Source organism: Roseateles asaccharophilus, assembly GCF_031458115.1.
Taxonomy (GTDB): Bacteria; Pseudomonadota; Gammaproteobacteria; order Burkholderiales; family Burkholderiaceae_C; genus Pelomonas; species Pelomonas asaccharophilus_A.
Genome location: NZ_JAVDXV010000001.1, coordinates 466678 through 484629, shown reverse-complemented (window position 1 = coordinate 484629; position 17952 = coordinate 466678). Strand labels below are relative to the sequence as shown.

22 protein-coding genes are annotated in these 17952 nt (G+C 70.9%); 9 read left to right on the top strand and 13 right to left on the bottom strand.

What is annotated here, in order from left to right:
* Positions 1–31 precede the first annotated feature (31 nt).
* A complete protein-coding gene (locus J2X21_RS02125; protein ID WP_310324279.1) occupies positions 32–2038 on the top strand; it encodes a DEAD/DEAH box helicase in 2007 nt (668 codons plus the stop codon).
* Between the two features lie 75 nt (positions 2039–2113).
* Here J2X21_RS02125 and J2X21_RS02120 read toward each other — a convergent pair whose 3' ends face one another.
* The 6 genes from J2X21_RS02120 to ybaK all read right to left on the bottom strand — a co-directional run bounded on the left by J2X21_RS02120 (position 2114) and on the right by ybaK (position 5397).
* Positions 2114–2473, bottom strand: a complete 360-nt coding sequence (locus tag J2X21_RS02120; protein WP_310324277.1) for a RidA family protein — start codon at positions 2471–2473, stop codon at positions 2114–2116.
* Positions 2470–3135, bottom strand: coding sequence for a glycerol-3-phosphate 1-O-acyltransferase PlsY (gene plsY / locus J2X21_RS02115; protein ID WP_310324275.1), 666 nt, complete (start codon positions 3133–3135; stop codon positions 2470–2472). Before plsY ends, J2X21_RS02120 begins: the two co-directional genes overlap by 4 nt.
* A 32-nt stretch (positions 3136–3167) precedes the next feature.
* The gene (locus J2X21_RS02110; protein ID WP_310324273.1) at positions 3168–3506 is read right to left on the bottom strand and encodes a hypothetical protein; all 339 of its coding nucleotides are present in this window, start codon (positions 3504–3506) and stop codon (positions 3168–3170) included.
* A gap of 71 nt (positions 3507–3577) precedes the next feature.
* Positions 3578–4048 (bottom strand): MgtC/SapB family protein, encoded by a 471-nt coding sequence (locus J2X21_RS02105; protein ID WP_310324270.1) that lies wholly within the window; start codon positions 4046–4048, stop codon positions 3578–3580.
* 36 nt (positions 4049–4084) lie between these two features.
* A complete protein-coding gene (locus J2X21_RS02100; RefSeq protein ID WP_404666555.1) occupies positions 4085–4906 on the bottom strand; it encodes a DUF817 domain-containing protein in 822 nt (273 codons plus the stop codon).
* Positions 4903–5397, bottom strand: a complete 495-nt coding sequence (gene ybaK, locus J2X21_RS02095) for a Cys-tRNA(Pro) deacylase (protein WP_310324267.1) — start codon at positions 5395–5397, stop codon at positions 4903–4905. Before ybaK ends, J2X21_RS02100 begins: the two co-directional genes overlap by 4 nt.
* 90 nt (positions 5398–5487) lie before the next feature.
* On the opposite strand from ybaK, the gene J2X21_RS02090 reads away from it, so the two are divergent.
* From J2X21_RS02090 to J2X21_RS02070, 5 genes are all read left to right on the top strand, one after another.
* Complete coding sequence (locus tag J2X21_RS02090; protein ID WP_310324264.1) at positions 5488–6036, top strand: DUF2975 domain-containing protein; 549 nt, start codon at positions 5488–5490, stop codon at positions 6034–6036.
* 246 nt (positions 6037–6282) lie between these two features.
* On the top strand, positions 6283–6510 hold the full coding sequence (locus tag J2X21_RS02085) for a helix-turn-helix domain-containing protein (RefSeq protein WP_310324261.1): 228 nt from the start codon (positions 6283–6285) through the stop codon (positions 6508–6510).
* A gap of 6 nt (positions 6511–6516) precedes the next feature.
* On the top strand, positions 6517–7236 hold the full coding sequence (locus J2X21_RS02080) for a hypothetical protein (RefSeq protein ID WP_310324258.1): 720 nt from the start codon (positions 6517–6519) through the stop codon (positions 7234–7236).
* Positions 7237–7247: 11 nt separating this feature from the next.
* Positions 7248–7889, top strand: a complete 642-nt coding sequence (locus tag J2X21_RS02075; protein ID WP_310324256.1) for a hypothetical protein — start codon at positions 7248–7250, stop codon at positions 7887–7889.
* 77 nt (positions 7890–7966) lie between these two features.
* Positions 7967–8602 carry a LysE family translocator gene (locus J2X21_RS02070; RefSeq protein WP_310324254.1) on the top strand — a complete coding sequence of 212 codons (636 nt, stop codon included), beginning with the start codon at positions 7967–7969 and terminating at the stop codon, positions 8600–8602.
* Positions 8603–8629: 27 nt separating this feature from the next.
* Here the strand turns inward: J2X21_RS02070 and J2X21_RS02065 are convergent, their stop codons facing one another.
* The gene (locus tag J2X21_RS02065; protein WP_310324252.1) at positions 8630–9595 is read right to left on the bottom strand and encodes a helix-turn-helix transcriptional regulator; all 966 of its coding nucleotides are present in this window, start codon (positions 9593–9595) and stop codon (positions 8630–8632) included.
* An 86-nt stretch (positions 9596–9681) separates the two neighbouring features.
* On the opposite strand from J2X21_RS02065, the gene J2X21_RS02060 reads away from it, so the two are divergent.
* Positions 9682–10182, top strand: coding sequence for a hypothetical protein (locus J2X21_RS02060; protein ID WP_310324250.1), 501 nt, complete (start codon positions 9682–9684; stop codon positions 10180–10182).
* 21 nt (positions 10183–10203) lie between these two features.
* Here J2X21_RS02060 and J2X21_RS02055 read toward each other — a convergent pair whose 3' ends face one another.
* The 4 genes from J2X21_RS02055 to J2X21_RS02040 form a co-directional block, all read right to left on the bottom strand.
* Positions 10204–11895: an acetate--CoA ligase gene (locus J2X21_RS02055; RefSeq protein WP_310324247.1), complete on the bottom strand. Its 1692-nt coding sequence runs from the start codon at positions 11893–11895 to the stop codon at positions 10204–10206.
* Between the two features lie 67 nt (positions 11896–11962).
* Positions 11963–12976 carry a serine hydrolase domain-containing protein gene (locus tag J2X21_RS02050; RefSeq protein WP_310324246.1) on the bottom strand — a complete coding sequence of 338 codons (1014 nt, stop codon included), beginning with the start codon at positions 12974–12976 and terminating at the stop codon, positions 11963–11965.
* 31 nt (positions 12977–13007) lie between these two features.
* Positions 13008–13823, bottom strand: a complete 816-nt coding sequence (locus tag J2X21_RS02045; protein ID WP_310324245.1) for a helix-turn-helix transcriptional regulator — start codon at positions 13821–13823, stop codon at positions 13008–13010.
* Positions 13824–13839: 16 nt separating this feature from the next.
* Complete coding sequence (locus J2X21_RS02040; RefSeq protein ID WP_310324243.1) at positions 13840–14370, bottom strand: GNAT family N-acetyltransferase; 531 nt, start codon at positions 14368–14370, stop codon at positions 13840–13842.
* Between the two features lie 43 nt (positions 14371–14413).
* Here J2X21_RS02040 and J2X21_RS02035 point away from each other — a divergent pair, with 43 nt between their 5' ends.
* Both J2X21_RS02035 and J2X21_RS02030 read left to right on the top strand, forming a co-directional pair.
* A complete protein-coding gene (locus J2X21_RS02035) occupies positions 14414–15316 on the top strand; it encodes an alpha/beta fold hydrolase (RefSeq protein ID WP_404666554.1) in 903 nt (300 codons plus the stop codon).
* Entirely contained in the window at positions 15313–15540 is a 228-nt protein-coding gene (locus tag J2X21_RS02030) for a hypothetical protein (RefSeq protein ID WP_310324239.1), read from the top strand. Before J2X21_RS02035 ends, J2X21_RS02030 begins: the two co-directional genes overlap by 4 nt.
* On the opposite strand, the gene J2X21_RS02025 is transcribed toward J2X21_RS02030, so the two are convergent.
* Both J2X21_RS02025 and J2X21_RS02020 read right to left on the bottom strand, forming a co-directional pair.
* Complete coding sequence (locus J2X21_RS02025) at positions 15521–15781, bottom strand: DUF4212 domain-containing protein (RefSeq protein WP_310324236.1); 261 nt, start codon at positions 15779–15781, stop codon at positions 15521–15523. The two genes, J2X21_RS02030 and J2X21_RS02025, sit on opposite strands and share 20 nt — an antisense overlap.
* Complete coding sequence (locus J2X21_RS02020) at positions 15778–17934, bottom strand: S9 family peptidase (RefSeq protein WP_310324234.1); 2157 nt, start codon at positions 17932–17934, stop codon at positions 15778–15780. The genes J2X21_RS02025 and J2X21_RS02020 overlap by 4 nt, the downstream gene beginning before the upstream one ends.
* Between the last annotated feature and the right edge of the window lie 18 nt (positions 17935–17952).

Below are 17952 nucleotides of genomic sequence, written 5' to 3'. Positions count from 1 at the left end.
CCCGCCTCCCCAAACCGCCCCTTTCCCCGCGATGAGCCTGGCCGACCTGCGCGCGGCGCTGGCGGCCGAGCTGTCGGCCACGCCCGAGTACTACGACTTCAAGGTTCTGAAGAGCGAACACGACGGCCCGCTGTGGCGCGTGACGCTGGAGCCTGGCTATGTGTTCGCCGAGGGGCAGCGGCCCGGCGCGGCCTCGGCCCACGCGCTGCTGGACGACAGCCTGGACGGCGCCTCCGCCTGGTGGGGCGCGCCCGTGAAGGGCGGCGCCAGCGTGCTGGCCGTCGTGCCCGAGGACGATCAGCTGGTGCTGCAGAACGCCAGCAGCGCGCCGCCGCCCACCGACCACCTGATCCGCCTGTACCCGACGCGCTTCCTGAACGCGGTGGCCGATGCGTGGTGGGACACGGCCTGGGCCGAACGCGCGCTGGCCGCCCTGCCCGACCTGTCGCAACCCCGCCCGGTGAACGGCGGCCCGGTGCTGACGGGCGCGCCCTTTCGCTGGCTGCGCCAGGGGCAGCGCGACGCGCTGGCGCTGATCGCCCACAGTAGCGCCTTCCTGTGGGGCCCGCCCGGCACCGGCAAGACCACCACGCTGGGCGTGCTGCTGGCCGAGTACCTGGACACGCGGCCCGACGCCCGCGTGCTGCTGCTGTCCACCACCAACCACGCGGTAGACCTAGCGCTGATCGCCGTCGACAAGGCCTTGCAGAAGGGCCGGCGCGAACACCTGCGGCCGCTGGTTCAACGGCTGGGCACGCGCTTCGATGCGGCGGCCTACGAAGGCCGCGAGCACCTGATCCCGACCGAGGACACCGAGCTGATCGCCCGCCTGGCCCGGGCCGAAAGCCAGCGGCCGTCGAGCCGGGATGCGATGGCGCTGAAGGCCTGGGCCGACCGCGTGGCCGCGCTGCGCGACGAGCTGCGTGCGTCGTCGCTGCGCGTGCTGCAGCGCTGCCGGCTGGCCGCGATGACCACCACGCGCGCCGCATTCACGCTGAAGACGCTGCGCGAACTGGCGACCGACGATGAGCCGCCGTTCGACCTGGTCGTGTTCGACGAGGCCAGCCAGGTGAGCCTGGCGCACACGCTGGCGCTGATGCCGCTGGGCCGCGCGCGGCTGTTCGCGGGCGACCCGCAGCAGCTGTCGCCGGTGCTGCGAAGCGACGACCGGCTCGCGCAGCGCTGGCTGGGGCGTTCGGCGTTTGCGCACATGCCGCGCGCCGGCGCGTCGGTGGCGCTGCTGGACGAGCAGTCGCGCATGGCCGCGCCCATCGGCGATCTGGTCAGCGAGCTGTTCTACGACGGCGCACTGCGCGTGGCGGCGGATGTGTCCGCCGACTGGCGGACCGCACGGCAGCGCGCGCTGGGTGACATCGGCGCCGACGTGCATGTGCACCTGCACCCCGTGCAGCGCGATGGCGGCTGGTCGGCCCACGAGCGCGGGCCGGTGCGGCGCGAGTCGGCCGAGGCCATCGCGGCGTTGATCGAACAGGCTTTGCAGCAAGGCTGGCAGGCCGACGAGTTGATCGTGCTGACACCGTTCCGCGCGCAGCGCGCGCTGATCCGGCAGGCCTTGCGTGCCCGCGACCTGCCCGAGTCGCTGCGCGTCAGCACCGTGCACCGCGCGCAGGGCAGCGAAGCGCCGGTGGTGCTGTTAGACTCGGCCGATGGCTCGCAACCCTTCCTGCACGGCGAGGGCGCGCAGCGGTTGCTGAACGTGGCGCTGAGCCGCGCGCAGGCCAAGCTGGTGCTGTTCGTGTCGCCGGCGGATGCGGCCGGCGCCTTCCTCGCGCCCCTGGTGCGCAAGCTGAGGCTGGCGGCCGATTCGCGCGCGGCCCAGCCGCTGGAGGAACTGGCGCGTCAGCCGGGCTTCCCGGCCAACGCGGTGGGCCGGCGCGTGACGGCGGGCCGCCATGCGGGCGAGGTCGTGCGCGCCAGCGCCGACGGCCGCGAGTTCTGGCTCATCAATGAAAAAACCGGTGTCGAGCAGCGCTTCGACACCGGTTTCTGGCGGCAGCGTGCCGCCCGACAAACCTAGGGTCTGTCCCGCAAGGCATAGTCAGTTGAGGACAGAGCTACTCGCTTCGCTCGATCGGTCTGTCCCGCAAAGTCATTAGATTGCCGCCGTGACGACGATCTCGACCTTCCACTCCGGACGGGCCAGGCCGGCGATGACGGTGGCTCGCGGCGGGGCGTGGCCTTCGGCGACCCAGGCGTCCCACGCGGCGTTCATGCCGGCAAAGTCGGCGCGGTCGGTCAGGAAGATCTGCGCGCGCAGGATGCGGGTCTTGTCGGTGCCGGCGCGGGACAGCAGCTTGTCGATGGCGGCCAGCACTTGCGCCGTCTGGCCGGTCACGTCGGCCGTGGCGTCCTCGGGCACCTGGCCAGCCAGGTAGGCGACGCCGTTGTAGACGGCCATCTCCGACAGGCGGGCGCCGATGTCAAAGCGTTCAACGGGGGCGGAATTGCTCATGATTTCTTTCGCGACTTGGTGGAGGTTTTGACGGCAGGCTTGGCGGCGGCTCCAGCCTTCTGGCCCAGCTTGCTTTCGGTGCCGGCCAGCAGTTTCTTGATGTTGGCCTGGTGACGCCAGACCAGCAGCAAACCCATGCTGATCAGGGCCAGTGCCGTGGGCCCGGCTTCCCAAATCAGCAACTGATACATCGGCGCGAACGCGGCCGACACGATGGCGGCAAGGGACGAGTAGCGGCTGAACCAGGCAATGATGGCCCAGGTTGCCAGCGTCGCCACCCCCAAGATCGGATTGAGCGCAAAGATGACGCCGGCCGCCGTGGCCACGCCCTTGCCGCCCTCGAACTTGAAGAACACGGGCCACAGATGCCCCAGGAAGGCGCCCAGGCCCACCAGCGCGGCCGTGCCTTCTCCCAGGCCCCAGCGCGGGCCCCAGATGAACACGGCCAGCACGGGCAGATAGCCCTTCAGCGCATCGAACACCAGGGTGAGGATGGCCGCGGCCTTGTTGCCCGAGCGCAGCACATTGGTGGCGCCGGGGTTGCCCGAGCCGTAGGAGCGCGGGTCCGACAGCCCCATCGCGCGGCTGACGATGACGGCGAACGACAGCGAGCCGATCAGGTAGCCCGCCAGGGCGGCGAGCAGGGGGAGGATGGTTTGCATGGGGCGGCATTGTCATGCAGCCGCCCGAAGTCTCAGCGGGCGCGCCGGCGTCGCCACCAATGGCGCAGGTGGCGCCATGCAGCAAGCAGCGCCAGGATGAGCAGCCCCACCGGCCGGCGCAGGAACGGGATGTCCTGCGCGAGCAGCAGCAGGCCCACCGGCGCCCATTCGATGCCGATGATGGGCATGAACCAGAAGAACGCCGCCGCGATGCACAGCAGCCCCGCGGGAATGCGTACCCAGCGCGCCTCGGGGCGGCGCAGCCAGGCCAGCGCCCGCGCGGCGCGCTTCGGCAGCGCGGCTTCGAGCTGGTCGTAGGCCAGGTCCAGCGTTTCCTGGCCGTTCAGCGACGAGGTGGTGGTGGTATTCACGCTGCGATGCTGCGCGCCTTGGGCGGGCCGCCACATCGGGCGGCACGACGCCTGCGCGTAGGACGCGGCGCTCAGCGTTTGCGGTCGACAAGATGCGGCACGACGGCCAGCACGCCCAGCGCCAGCAGCGCGGCCAGCACGGCCGTCGTCTCGCGGCCCAGGCCGCAGGCCACGCCGATGGCGGCGGTCATCCAGATGCCGGCGGCGGTGGTCAGGCCTTGCACGTCCTCTTCCGAAGCGCGCTTGATGATGGCGCCGGCGCCCAGGAAGCCGATGCCGGTCACGATGCCCTGGATGACGCGGCTCATGTCAGCCACCTGCATGCCGTCCAGCTCAGGCACCAGCACGAACATCGCCGCACCCAGGGCCACCAGCATGTGCGTGCGGATGCCGGCCGCCTTGCCCTTGCTTTCACGCTCATAGCCCAGCAGGCCGCCCAGCACGGCGGCCAGCAGCAGCCGGGTCAGGATACGCGTGACCTGCTCGGCGTCGGGCACGTCGGAGAACTCGGCGCGCAGCGTCTCAAGAATGGTGTCCCACATGCCGGCGGCCCGGCAAACAGCATGCCCGCCGCCGGCTCAGGGCGGCACCTGCACCGTCGCCTTGATGTGCTTGAGGTTGGTGACGATGGTGAAGCTCATCAGCACCAGCAGCGACCAGGCACTCCACTTTGCGACATGCACGACCGCCCAGGCGCCCAGCTGGTGCGGGTAGGCCCACAGCCCGAAGAACGTGCCGAGGTTCTCAGCCAGCCAGATGAAGAAGCCGATCAGCACCAGCGCGAGCGCCAGCGGCATGCGCCGGTCCACCCGGTGCGGCCGGAACACCATGCGCGACCGGGCATACAGGCCCAGCGCCGCCGCGGCGAGCATCCAACGGTAGTCGCCGATGAAGTGATGGGTGAAGAAGTTCAGGTACAGCAGGCTGGCGATCAGCCCGGCCATCCAGTACGGCGGATGGTGCTCCACGCGCAGATGCAGCAGCCGCCACGCCTGGATGATGTAGCTGCCCACGGCGGCGTACATGAAGCCCGAGAACAGCGGCACGCCGAACAGCTTGGTGTACGCGAGGTCGGGGTAGGACCACGAGCGGATGGCGTCCGACGTCTTGAACACCTCCAGCGCGAAGCCCAGCAGATGGAACAGGCAGATGGCCTTCAGCTCGTCGCGGGTCTCGCGGCCGGTCCACAGCATCCAGGCCTGGATGGCGACGGCGATCAGCAGCAGCGCGTCGTAGCGCGGCAGGCCCAGCACGCCGGCCCGCGGCACGAGCAGCACGGACGCAAAGAACAACCCGGCGAACAGGCAGGCCTGCGCCTCCTTCCAGGTGAACTGCGCGAACTCGAGCAGCAGCGCACCAAAGCGCGTGGTCTCGCGGTCCGCCTCCAGGGCGGTACTCACGCGGCGTTCGCGCAGCTGACGGGCTTGGCGCCCAGCAGCTCGGTCAGCACCTGCGGCGCGATGCCCACCAGATAGCCGCGCCGGCCGCCGTTGATGCAGATCTTGTCGAGCTGCAGGATGGTCGACTCCACGAACACCGGCATGGCCTTGCGCACGCCGAAAGGCGACGTGCCGCCGACCTGATAGCCGCTGTGGCGCTGCGCGACGTCGGGCTTGCATGGCTCGACCTTTTTGCACGGGATCTGCCGCGCCAGCTCCTTCAGGCTGACCGTGCGGTCGCCGTGCATCAGCACGATCAGCGGCTCGGCCTTCTCGTCCTGCATGACCAGCGTCTTCACCACCGCGTGCTCTTCCACGCCCAGTTGCTTGGAGGACTCGGCCGTGCCGCCGTGCTCCACGTAGTCGTAGATGTGCTCGGTGAACACGACGCCCGCGCGCTTCAACATTTGCGTGGCCGGGGTCTCGCTGACATGGGTGCTCTTCTTGCTCATGCCCGCATTCTCGGGGGGACGTGAAGATTCCTTTCCGCAACAACTATTTATTGTTTTACAGTAAGTTTTTCTCGCCTTACGAAGCTCGCCATGCCCGACTCCTTCTCCGCCGACGGTCTGCGACGCATCCGCCGCCTGGCATGGGTCGTGCGACTGCTGTGCCTGGTCGGCGCGCTGTTCCTGGGCACCATGCCCTTCCTGTTCTGGGCGCAGCCGGACTGGGTGGCCGAGGTGATCACGCAGCAATGGGGCATCCCCAAGATTCAACTGGACATAGGCGCGCGCATCGGCGCGCTGCTGGCCACGCTGCTGCCGGCCGGCGTCAGCGTGTTCGCGCTGTCGCAGATGTGGGCGCTGTTCGGCTGCTTCGCGCGCGGCGAGCTGCTGGCCCGCCAGCCGGCCGCGCACCTGCGCCGGCTGGGCCTGGCGCTGTGCTTGCTCGCCGCGGCGCAGCCGGTGGGCCGCATGCTGTCCATCCTGGCGCTGACCTGGGGCAACCCGGTGGGCGAAAGGCAGCTGTGGTTCGGCCTGTCGTCGGACCATTACCTCGCGCTGCTGTTCGGCCTGCTGCTGCTGGCGCTCGCCCAAGTCCTGCACGAAGCCGCACGCGTCGCCGACGAGAACGCTGAGTTTGTATGAGCCCCTCGTCCGGTCAAGCCGCGCTGAACGCGGGCAAGCCCAGCCGGTCCCCCGAGGGGGCGGCGATGCTTGCCGGATTGACCGGCAAGCACATCGCCATGACGGGCCGGCTTGGTGAACTGGAGTCGGACACAAGCAGTCCCTGCGGATTGCTTGTGACTACGACAGGCCAAGGGCCTCTGGCCCTTGGCAGCCCGGTGCTCGGTCCGCGAGTCTCCGATCGCCCCGCGCAGGAGCGCTGCTGACATGCCCATCATCGTCACCCTCGACGTCATGCTCGCGCGCCGCAAGATGCGGTCGCGGGAGCTGGCCGAGCGCGTGGGCATCACCGAGGCCAATCTGTCGCTGCTGAAGAGCGGCAAGGTGCGCGGCGTGCGCTTCGACACGCTGGCGCGCATCTGCGAGGTCCTGCAATGCCAGCCCGGCGACCTGCTCGCCTGGGAACCCGGCCCCGAACCCCCTGAAGACGACTGAGGATCCATGCGCCCCCTGATCTGTTTCCTGTTGCTGGCCGCCGGTGCCGCCCACGCCCAGAACGCGGTGCTGCCGCCCGTGCTGACCGAGTTGAGGCGCGACGGCAGCGCTCTGCCCTACGCGCAGATCAACACCCTGCTGAGCAAGATGCGCCAGCACGGCGAAGGCCTGTTCCGCATGGAGTTCCAGGTCAACACCGAGAGGACCAAGAAGCCGCTGCCCGACATCCGTCTCGCCGTGCGCAGCGACGAGGCCGACCACCCCATCAAGCTCGATGCCGAAGGCCGTTTCGACCTGCCCGTGCTGCCCGAGGCCGAGGCCAAGACCGCCGACCTGGCCACCAACACGGCCAAGGGCCAGATGGCCGTGCGCGGCACCATCCAGCTGACCATGCCGCCCGAACAACTGGACCTCGCCAAGGTGCGCCAGATCCTGCGCGTGGGCCGCACGCTGCGCGAGGAGCTGCTGCCGTTCTATCTGCGCTGGCTGTTCCCGCGCGGCCAGGGCGTGCGCATCTGCAGCGACACGCCCACGTGGGAGCTGACCTGGCGCGAGAACGGCCAGCTGATGGGCCTGCCCTTGCCGCAGGCCACCGGCGAGCGCGAGCCCGACACGAAGAAGGGCGAGCCGAGCCGCCCCTGCACCGTGCTGACCGGCCAGGAGAACTGGCCCGACTCGGCCAAGCTCGCGCCGCCGCCCGGCACCAAGCTGTCCATCAAGCTCTGAAGCTGGCGGCCATGCACCACCGCTGGCTGGCACGCGGCCTCGTCATCGCGCTGCATGCCGGCGTGCTGACGGCGCTGTGGTTGCACCGCGGGCCACCACGCGAGCAGCCGAGCGAGCGCCGGCTGACGACGGTGCGCCTGCTGTCGCCGGACCGGCCCGCGCCGCGCGCCCCGCAAGCCACGCCGCGCCCGCAACCCGAGGCGCGCGTGCCGGCACTGACAGCGCCGCGCACACCGGACCTGCCCGATGAACCGGCACCGGTGTCGACCGCAATCACCGCACCCGCCCCCGAAGCACCGCCGCCCGCCGAGCCCCCGCGCACCGCGCTGCGGCTGACGCTGCCACCCGGCTATGCAGCCTCGTCCGCCGCGGCGCGCAACCCGGCGCTCAGCGACCCGCGCAGCAACACGGCGCGGCTGACGCTGGAAGAGCGCATCGCCGACGCCACCGGTGGTGCCGGCGCCTGGGTGGAGGAACCCAAGGAGAACCACTCGCAAGTGGTCGGCGCGCTCGGGGACCGCCGCACCGTGCTGCGCAAGGGCAACACATGCGTGGAGGTCTTCCGCTCGCGCATCGCCGACACGGACCCGTTCAACGCCAACGTCGCGCCGCGCACGGTGGCCATGCAGGGCAAGGCCTACAAGTGCAGGTGACGCGAGAAACCCCGCGTCGGCCCCGGTGCCGGGCATCGGCCTAGACTGGCCCGCCCTCCTGCCCTGACGCCCCGACCATGCCCCTCTCCACCTGGCTGCTGTTCTGCGGCGTGGCCCTGCTGACTTCCTTCTCGCCCGGACCCGGCGTGCTGCTGGCCATCTCCAACGCGATGGCCGTCGGGCCGCGGCAGACCATGTACAGCTCGCTGGGCAATGCGGCGGGCCTGTTCATCGTGTCCGGCGCCGCGATGGCCGGCATGGGCGCGCTGCTGGCCGTGTCGGCCTCGGCCTTCCTCGTCGTCAAGATCGTCGGCGCGGGCTATCTGGTCTATCTGGGCATCAAGCAGTGGCGCAGCGCCCCGCTGCCGCTGGACGCTGGCGCTCCCCGCCCCGGCCAACCGCACACGGCCGGCAAGCTGTTCCTGCAAGGCCTGGGCGTGGCCGTCACCAACCCCAAGGCCATCCTGTTCTTCACGGCGCTGTTCCCGCAGTTCCTGACGCCCGGTGGCTCGCTGCTGGGCCAGACGCTGCTGCTGACCACCACCTTCACCGTGCTGGCGCTGGCCTCGCATGCGTTCTACTTGGGCCTGTTCCGCAGCCTGCGCCGCTACCTGGCCCAGCCGCGCCACATGCGGCTGTTCAACCGCATCAGCGGCGGCCTGTTCGTGCTGCTGGGTTTGAGCCTGCTGCGGCTGCGCAACCGCGCGGTCTGAATCTGCCCTTGGATCGCAGCGGCCTGGTCACAAGGCCGCGCTGAGCCGCCCGCGCAGCGCCTGCCCGCCCGCGCCGCCCAGGCGCTTCAACTGGCGGAACAGCGTCTGCCGCGAGCCCAGGCCGCTGCGCGCGGCCACGTCGTCCAGCGTCAGCGTCTCGTCCTGCAGCAGCCGCAGCGCATGCGCGCTGCGCCGCTGCGCGAGCCAGGCCATGGGCGTGGCGCCATGCAGCGCGCGCCAGCAGCGCACCAGGTGGTACTTGGACAGCCGCGCGACGCCGGCGATGTCGTCCAGCGTCAGCGGTTGGGCCTGGCAGCTCAGCATGAAGTCCGCCGCGCGGTCCAGCCGCGCCAGCAGTTCGGCATGCTGGCTGCGCGAGATCGGCGCCAGGCGCTGGCTGCGCTCGCGCCAACCGGGCTCGGTGGCCAGCATGCGCCACAGCAGCGCCTGCAGCCGCTCCTCCAGCCAGGCCTCATCGTCGGCGTCGCCCAGGCACTCGCCGCGGCCAGCCAGCACGGCGTCGCGCAGCGTGCTCAGCTCCGCCCCCAGCGCGCCGTCGGCCGGGCGCAGGTGCTCGGCAAAGCCGGCGTCCACACGGCCGGGCTCGTCCCCGTCCGCCAGCCGGCGGGCCCAGCTCTGCGTGGCCGCATGCGCCAGCTCGGCACCCAGCTCGGGCCGGAAGAACACGCCAAAGCTCAACACCGGCACCGGGCTGGCGATGCGCGCGCCGTAGTGGCCGCCCTGGTTCAGGATCAGGCAGTGGTCGGCGTCGACACGCAGCCGCCGCGCGGGCAGCAGGTAGTCCTCGCCGTCGCCGCCCCAGGCGCGCTTGATGGACAGCGTCTGCGTGTGCGGCGGGAACTCCGCGTCGCGCGTCCAGCCCATGACGATGGCGTTCTCGCGTCCCCAGTGCTCGGCAAACCACTGCCGGAAGCCCGCGTTCACGGCCGTCAGCGGCCGCGGCGCCAGGTCGGGCAGCTCGCGCAGGATCATGCGGCGAGTATGGCCGCGCAATTCCTGCAACACCACGGCGGGCGCCGACGGCCTAGGCTGGCGCCACCCTCACCTCGCCGCCCACCATGCGCCACTTCCTCGCCTCCCTGCTGCTGGCCGCCGCGCTGCAACCCGCCCAGGCCAGCCAGCCGGCCGACCTGTTCGACTTCTGGGTTGGCGACTGGGTCGTCAGCTGGACCACCGCCGACGGCGGCACCGCCCAGGCGCGCAACCGCGTCACCAAGATCCTGGATGGTCAGGTCATCGAGGAAAACTTCGAGGGCGCCACGGCCGTCACGCCGCGGCTGCTGGGCCGCTCGCTGTCGGTGCGCGACAAGTCCGGCACCTGGCGCCAGGCCTGGGCGGATAACCAGGGCGGCTTCTTCGCGCTGACCGGCGGCGCGGATGGAGAGGCCCGCTTCTTCGCGACCGAGTTCCGCCAGGTCGGCGACAAGCGGCAGGGCCAGCGCATGCGCTTCTACGACATCCGCCCGGACAGCTTCACGTGGGACTGGGAAGGCAGCGCTGACGGCGGCAAGACCTGGACGCTGATGTGGCGGCTGCACTACCGGCGCGCGGCGCCGTGACCGCCCGCCGCCACGGCAGACTCAGGCGGCCTGAGCCGCGCGCTGCTGTTCCTGCAGCCGCAGCACGCGCCGCTGCACCTTGCCGGTTGTCGTCATCGGCAGCGCGGCGATGAACTCGATCTCCTTGGGGTACTCGTAGGGCGCCAGCCGCGCCTTCACATGCGCCTGCAGTGCTTCCACCAGCGCGGCGTCGCCCGCATGGCCGTCGGCCAGCACCACATAGGCCTTGACCAGCGCGCCGCGCTCGGCGTCGGGCTTGGGCACCACCGCGGCGTTCGCCACGGCCTCGTGCTTCAGCAGGCAGTTCTCGATCTCGCCGGGGCCGATGCGGTAGCCGGCGCTCTTGAACACGTCGTCGGCGCGGCCCTCGTACCAGAGCGTGCCGTCGGCATCCATGCGCGCGAGGTCGCCGGTGCGGCACCAGCTGTCGGCGGGGCTGCCGGTGAACTTGGCCTGCGTCGCGGCCTCGTTGTTCCAATAGCCCAGGAAGAACACCGGATCGGGCGCGCCATGGCGGTCGCGCGCGTGCACGGCCACCTCGCCGACCTGGCCGGGCGCGCACTCGTGGCCGTCGTCGTCAATGACGGCCACGCGGTGGCCGGGATAGGCGCGGCCCATGCTGCCCGGCCGGGCCGGCCACAGCGCCTGGCAGTTGCCCACCACATAGTTCATCTCGGTCTGGCCGAACATCTCGTTGACCGGCACGCCCAAGGCGTCGCGGCACCAGCCGAACACCGCGTCGCCGACGGCCTCGCCCGCGCTCATCAGGGCCTGCAGCTTCAGGCCGTGGCGGCTGGGGTTGGGTTCGGCCTTCATCATGGCCTTCAGCGCCGTGGGGAACAGGAAGGCGTGCGTGACGCCATAGCCGGCCATCAGCTCGAAGGCCTTGGCCGCCGAGAAGCGGCCCTGGTAGGCCACGATGGGCCGGCCGAAGTACAGCGTGGGCAGCAGCGCATCCATCAGGCCGCCGGTCCAGGCCCAGTCGGCGGGGCTCCAGAACACCGCGTCGCTAGGCCGCTCGATGTGGAAGGGATCGAAGCCGAACCAGTTCTGGCTGGCGATGAAGCCGCTGAGGTTGCCGACCAGCGCGCGCTGCGGGATCAGCGCGCCCTTGGGGTTGCCGGTGGTGCCGCTGGTGTAGATCAGGATGGCCGGGTCGTCGGCGCGCGTCACCACGCGCTGGAAGCGCGCCTCCTCGGCCTGCAGCGCCTCCATCCACGGCAGCTCGTCGCAGTCCACCGGGCACTCGCCGACGACGATGACGCGCCGCAGCGCCGGGCAGCGCCCGCGCGCCTCGCGCAGCGCGGGCAAGGCGTCGCAGGCCGCGATGGCCAGCACGGCGCCGCTGTCCTGCAGCCGGTACTCCAGCGCCTCGGCGCCGAACAGCAGCGACAACGGCATCGCGACCGCGCCGATCTGCTGGATGGCGACGTGGGCCACCGCCGTCTCGAAGCGCTGCGGCAACACGATGGCCACGCGGTGGCCGCGGCGCACGCCCTGGTTCAGCAGCGCGTTGGACAGCCGGTTGGCGGCCCGCTGCAGCTGCGCATAGCTGTACTGCGCGCGGCAGCCGCTTTCGCTGTCGAAATAGACCGCGGTGGCCTTGGGCGTGTCACGTGCCCAGCGGCCGCAGCAGGCCTCGGCGATGTTGAAATCGGCGGGCACCTGCCAGCGGAAGGCGGCGTGCAGGGCCTCGTAGCGGTCTGCGGCCATCGGGGTGCCCTCGGAATCGACGAAAGGGCGCTGATGCTAGCCAGCCGGCTCCCGCCTGAACTCAGGGCTAGCCCGGGGTGTCGGCCTTCGGCAAGCTGTCACAAACGTGGCGCTCCAGCAGCGCCGCCATGAAGGCCGCGCTCTGCTGATGCATGCCGCGCTGGTTGTAGTGCGTGCGGGTCAGCGCGACGACGGCGTCCAGCGCCGGCAGCAGCACGACCAGGTTGCCGCCGTTGCCGGACATCTGCCAGCCGCTGAAGCGGCCGCAGCGCAATTCGTAGTCGCGGCGCCAGAACAGCTCGCCGTAGTCCATGCCGTAGGGCGTGGTGCGGCGCACGGTCAGCAGCGCGTCGACCTGCGCAGGTGCCAGCACGCCGCCGCCGCGCAGTTGCAGCATCCGCATCAGCGCGGCCCAGTCGCGCGTGCGCAGGCGCAGGCCGCCGCCCGTCATGGTCTCGCCGGCCGGCGAGCGGTGCCATTGCACGGCCGTGATGCCCAGCGGCTCGAACAGCCGCCGGCGCGCATAAGCCTCCAGCCCGCCGGGCACGCGCCGCTCCAGCAGCTGGCCCAGCAGCAAGGTGCCGGCGGTGCAGTAGGCCCAGGGGATCTCGCCCGGCGGCAGCGCGCGGGTGGGTAGGTCCAGCGCCCAGCGCAGCCAGCGCGGCTGCGGGTACATGTTCTCCTCGTTGCCGGGGCTGGCTTCCTGGTTGTCGTCGCAGTCCAGCGCGGACGACATGCCCAGCAGGTCGCCCACCGTGATCGCCTGCTTGGCCGGGCCGTCGTGGGCGATGGGTCGCTCGGCGTCGAAGGCGGCGAATACGGGCGTGTCGCGGCTGAGCAGGCCGTCCTGCACCGCGGCGGCCACCAGCAGCGAGGTGACCGACTTGCCGACTGACCTCGTGTCATGCAGCGTGGTGGCATCGGCACCGCGCGCATAGTGCTCGGCCAGCACGCGCCCGCCGCGCTGCAGCAGCACGCTGGTGGCGCCGGGCAGCGCCTCCAGTGCGGCGCGGTCTTCATCGAGCGCGGCTGCGGATGAGGACAGCAGCGCCAGGGTCAGCAAGGACAGCAGGGATCTCATGCCCCATGCTCGCCCGCCAGCCGTTGCGGGTCTAGAACGTTTTGAACCCGGCGGCCCAGGCGGCCGGCGTGCAGCGGTACTCGGCGCGAAACAGCCGCGTGAAATGGCTCTGGTCCGCAAAGCCCAGCTGGGCGGCCACGTCGGCCACGGGCTGGCCGTCCAGCAGCCGGCGCGCGGCGCGGTTCAGCAGCGCGCGCCGCTGCAGCTGGCCCGGCGCGATGCCGTAATGGCGGCGGAACGCGCGCGACAGCGATACCGGGTGCACACCCGCCTGCGCAGCGAGTTCAGCCAGCCGCAGCGGCTGCTCGCACTCGTCCACCAGCTGCTCCATGCAGCGGCGCAGCCAGACGGGCTCATGCGTGTCGCGCGCGGCGCGGTCGGCAGGCGGCGGACGCACGGGGCTCAGCGCGCAGAGCTGGCGGCAACGCTCCTCCAGCAGCAGCAGGCCGCCCAGGTCCAACGCGAACGGCTGGCGGGCCAGGTCTTGCGCCATCCGCTGGGCGGCCGCCTCCAGGCGGCGGGCGCCGCCGTCCTGCAGCGCCAGCGCGGCGGCCTGCTGGGCGCCCAGGCTCAGCGCCAGGAAGCGGCCGCCGTCGCCGGCGAAGCGGTCCTGATGGTGGGTGCCGGGCGGATTCCACAGCACGTCGCCCGGGCCCATCAGGCTGTCCACGCCGCGCGCACTGCTGCGGTAGCGGCCCGCCAGCACGACGATGAAATGCCCGTCCTGGTGTTCGTGCGGCGCCACCTGGTGCGCCGGTATCTGCGCGGTCAGCCGCGCGAGGCTGAAGCCGGCAACGTCGCACCGCGTGTCGAAGCGACCGTAGAACTGCGCGTGCTTGAGCCGCATGGCTGCGGCGCGGGCGTCAGATGCCCAGCCAGGCCGAGGGCGACCACATGCTGGGGCGATCGCCGTCGGCATAGCGCTCCAGCGCGTCGCCGGTCAGGCGGCAGATGCGCCAGTCGGGCAGCACCTCGGCGCCGAGCTTCTCGTAGAAGCGGATGGCGTCTTCGTTCCAGTCCAGCACGGTCCAGTCGAAGCGGCCGTAGCCGCGCTCGCAGGCCAGCTGGGCCAGCTGGATCAGCAGCGCCTTGCCCAGCCCCGTGCGGCGGTGGGCCGGGCGCACGTACAGGTCTTCCAGGTACAGCCCCGGCTTGGACAGGAAGGTCGAGAAGTTCTTGTAGAACAGCGCGAAGGCCACGACCTCGCCGTCGATCTCGCCCACCAGGCACTCGGCGGCCGGCTCGTCACCGAACAGATGCGGCGCCAGCCGCTCGGGCGAAACCTCCAGCAGGTGCGTCAGATTCTCGAACTCGGCCAATTCGCTGATGAGCTGGACAAGGGCGTTCAGGTCGCGCGGCTCGGCGGCGCGGATGTCGTGTGGGGCGGCAGGCATATGACCCCATTGTCAGCGGACCCCGCTGTCCTACAGTGCGGATATGCCCGATGTCTACACGCCTCATCGCCTCCATCGCAGCGATTTCGTCAGCCTTCGTGGCTTGCGGCATCACCTCCTGCGTTGGGGCGAAGCCTGCGCCGGCCGGCCACCGCTGGTGATGCTGCACGGCTGGATGGACGTGGGCGCGTCGTTCCAGTTCGTCGTCGACGCGATGCGCGGCGAGCGCGAAGTCATCGCGCTGGACTGGCGCGGCTTCGGCCTCAGCGAGACGACAGGGGCCGACTGCTACTGGTTCCCCGACTACCTGGGCGACCTGGACGCGCTGCTGGACCTGCTCAGCCCCGGCGCACCGGTGGACCTTGTGGGCCACAGCATGGGCGGCAATGTCGCGATGAGCTATGCGGGCGTGCGGCCCGGGCGCATCCGCCGCCTCGTCAACCTGGAGGGCTTCGGCATGCCCGACGTGGCGCCCGCCGCGGCGCCCGAGCGCCTGGCCCGCTGGCTGGACGAGCTGAAGGAGGCGCCCTCGCTGCGCCCCTACGCCACGCTGGCCGACGTGGCCGAGCGGCTGCGCCGCAACAACCCACGGCTGACCGCCGACAAGGCCGCCTGGCTGGCGCAGCACTGGGCGCGCGAGACGCCGGAGGGCTTCCAGCTGAACGCCGACCCGGCTCACAAGCTGGCCAACCCGGTGCTGTACCGCAAGGCCGAGGTGCTGGCCTGCTGGCAGCGCATCACGGCGCCCACGCTGTGGGTTGAGGGCAGCGACGAGCAGCTGCAGCGCTTCTGGGGCGGCCGCTACACGCGCGAGGATTTCGAGGGGCGGCTGGCCGTGGTGCCACGTCTTGCCCGCACGGTGCTGAACGACGCCGGCCACATGCTGCACCACGACCAGCCCGAGGCGCTGGCCGCTGCGCTGGAAGGCTTCCTGGACGCCCCATGAAGCGTCGCCTGCTCGCGCTGCTGCTGGCGATGGCCGCGCTGCCGGCCGCCGCGCAGTGCGCGCGCGAGTACCGCGTGGGCATCTCGGAGCTGGGCTATCCGGCCTCCCAGATCCTGCAACGCCACCTCGACGCACTGCGCCGCGAGGGCTGGGTGCAGGCCACCTACGCCCGCCATGTCGGCGAGGCCGAGGTGCTGCGGCTGTTCAGGTCGGAGGCTCGCTGACGTCCACTTCGGCCTCCAGCCGCGCCATCGCTCGCGCGTAGACGATGACGATGGCGCAGAAGCCCAGCAGCGCGCCCTGCGACGCGAGCCAGAACGCCAGCGGCCAGCCGAACACCTCCACGCTGAGCTCGCGCGCAAACCACACCGGCGCGAACGCGACGACGCCCCAGGCCAGCAGCAACCACACCGTCAGGCGCCGCGCGCGGCGCCAGTAATCGCTGCGGCCGGCCGGGGAGATCATTCCAAAAGACCCCATTGCTGCAGCATGAACGCGTAGGTGCGAGCGGTTTCGCGCAAGGCGTCGAAGCGGCCCGACGCACCGCCGTGGCCGGCCGTCATGTTGATGTCGAACAGCACCGGCGCCTTGCCCAGGTTCAGCTCGCGCAGCTTGGCCACGTACTTGGCGGCCTCCCAGTACGGCACCTGGCTGTCGTTGATGGCCGTCTTGGCCAGCACGGCTGGGTAGACCACCGGCTTCAGGTTGTCATAGGGGCTGTAGGCGCGCATCCACGCGTACTCGGCCGCCTTGTTGGGGTTGCCCCACTCGATGTATTCCTCGGTGGTCAGCGGCAGCGTGGCGTCCAGCATGGTGTTGATGACGTCGACGAACGGCACCTGCGCGACGACGGCCTTGTAGAGGTCGGGCCGCAGGTTGGTGGCCGCGCCCACCAGCAGGCCGCCGGCGCTGCCGCCGTGGATGATGAGCTGGCTGGGCTGCGTGTAGCCCTTGGCCACCAGTGCCTCGGCGCAGGCGACGAAGTCGGTGAAGGTGTTCACCTTCTTGCCGAGCTTGCCGTCCAGGTACCACTGGCGGCCCAGGTCGCCACCGCCGCGGATGTGGGCGATCGCGTAGATCGCACCGCGGTCCAGCAGCGACAGGCGCGGGCTGGCGAAGCGCGGGTCGCTGGGATGGCCGTAGCTGCCATAGCCGTACAGCAGCAGGGGCTGCGGGCCGTTCTTGCGCTTGTCCTTGCGCCAGACCAGGCTGACGGGCACCTGCGTGCCGTCGGCCGCTTTCACCCACAGGCGTTCGCTGGCATAGAGGCTGGCGTCATAGCCGCCCTGCACGGGTGCCACCTTCAGCAGCTCCAGCTTGCCGGTGGCGAGGTCGGCCTCGTAGGTGGAGGCGGGCGTGGTCAGCGAGTTGTAGGCGAAGCGCACGCGCGGTGCGTCGAACTCGCGCTGACCGGCCAGCACGGCGTTGTAGGCCAGCTCCTGGAACGCCACCTCGCGCGACGCACCACCGGCCAGCGGGAAGATGCGCAGCTTGACAGATCCACCCTCGCGGATCTGCGCGACCGCATGGGTCTTGAACGCGGCCACCTGCTCCACCATCGCATCGCTGCGATGCGCGATCAGCTCGCGCGCTCGCGCCAGGTCCTTGGTGGCATACAGCGCCCCCTTGCCGGGCTTCAGCGGCAGCCGCAGCAGCCGGAAGTTCACGCCGCGGTCGTTGACGCGCAGCAGCAGCTCGTTGCCGAACGGCGTGACGGCGTACTCCTGGCCCACCTTGCGCGGCAACACCTCGCGCCATTGGGCTTCGGGCCGGTTGGCCGGCAGCACGCGCCAGTCCATCGTGTCCTTGGAGCGCGTGCCCAGCATCAGCGTACGGCCGTCCAGCGATTTGGACAACATCAGGTTAAACAGCTCGTCGGGCTCCTCGTGCACCAGCTGGTCCTTGTCGCTGCCCAGTTGGTGGCGCCACAGCTGGTGCGAACGGCGCGCTTCGTTGTGGCGCACGTAGAACAGCGTCTTGCCGTCGGCCGCCCAGACGAACATGTCGGCGTGCGGCGTCGTCGCGATGACACGGTCCTCGCCGCTCGCGATGTCGCGCACATGCAGCTCGAAGTCGCGCGCGCCGGTGGCGTCCACGCCGTAGGCCAGCAGCTTGTCGTCGGGGCTGACCGACATGCCGTTCAGATTGACGAACTTGCGCGTCTTGGCCAGCTCGTTCAGGTCCAGCATGACCTGCTCGGGTGCCTCGGGGTCATCCAGACGGTCGGGGCCCTGGGCCGCGCGGCGGAAGAACACCGGGTATTGCTGGCCCACGTCGATGCGGCTGCCGTACCACCAGGCGCCCTGGCGCTGCGGCACGGCCTGGTCGCGCTGCTGCACGCGGCCCTTCATTTCCTCGAACAGCTTGGCCTCGGCCGCGGCATGCGGCTTGAACCAGGCGTCCGCGTAGGCCGCCTCGGCCTTCAGGTGCGCCTGCACCTCGGCGTGGTCCTTGTCGCGCAGCCAAAAATAGTCGTCGATGCGGCGGTCGCCATGGACGCTGACGTCCTTGGGCTTCTTGGCCGCGACGGGGGCGGCGGGCGTATCGGCCTGCGCGGCGGCGCTGGCCAGGCTGGCGGCCAGCAAGGCCGTGTGGGCCAGTGCACGCCAGGAGGGCATGGATCGCATGTGCTTGTT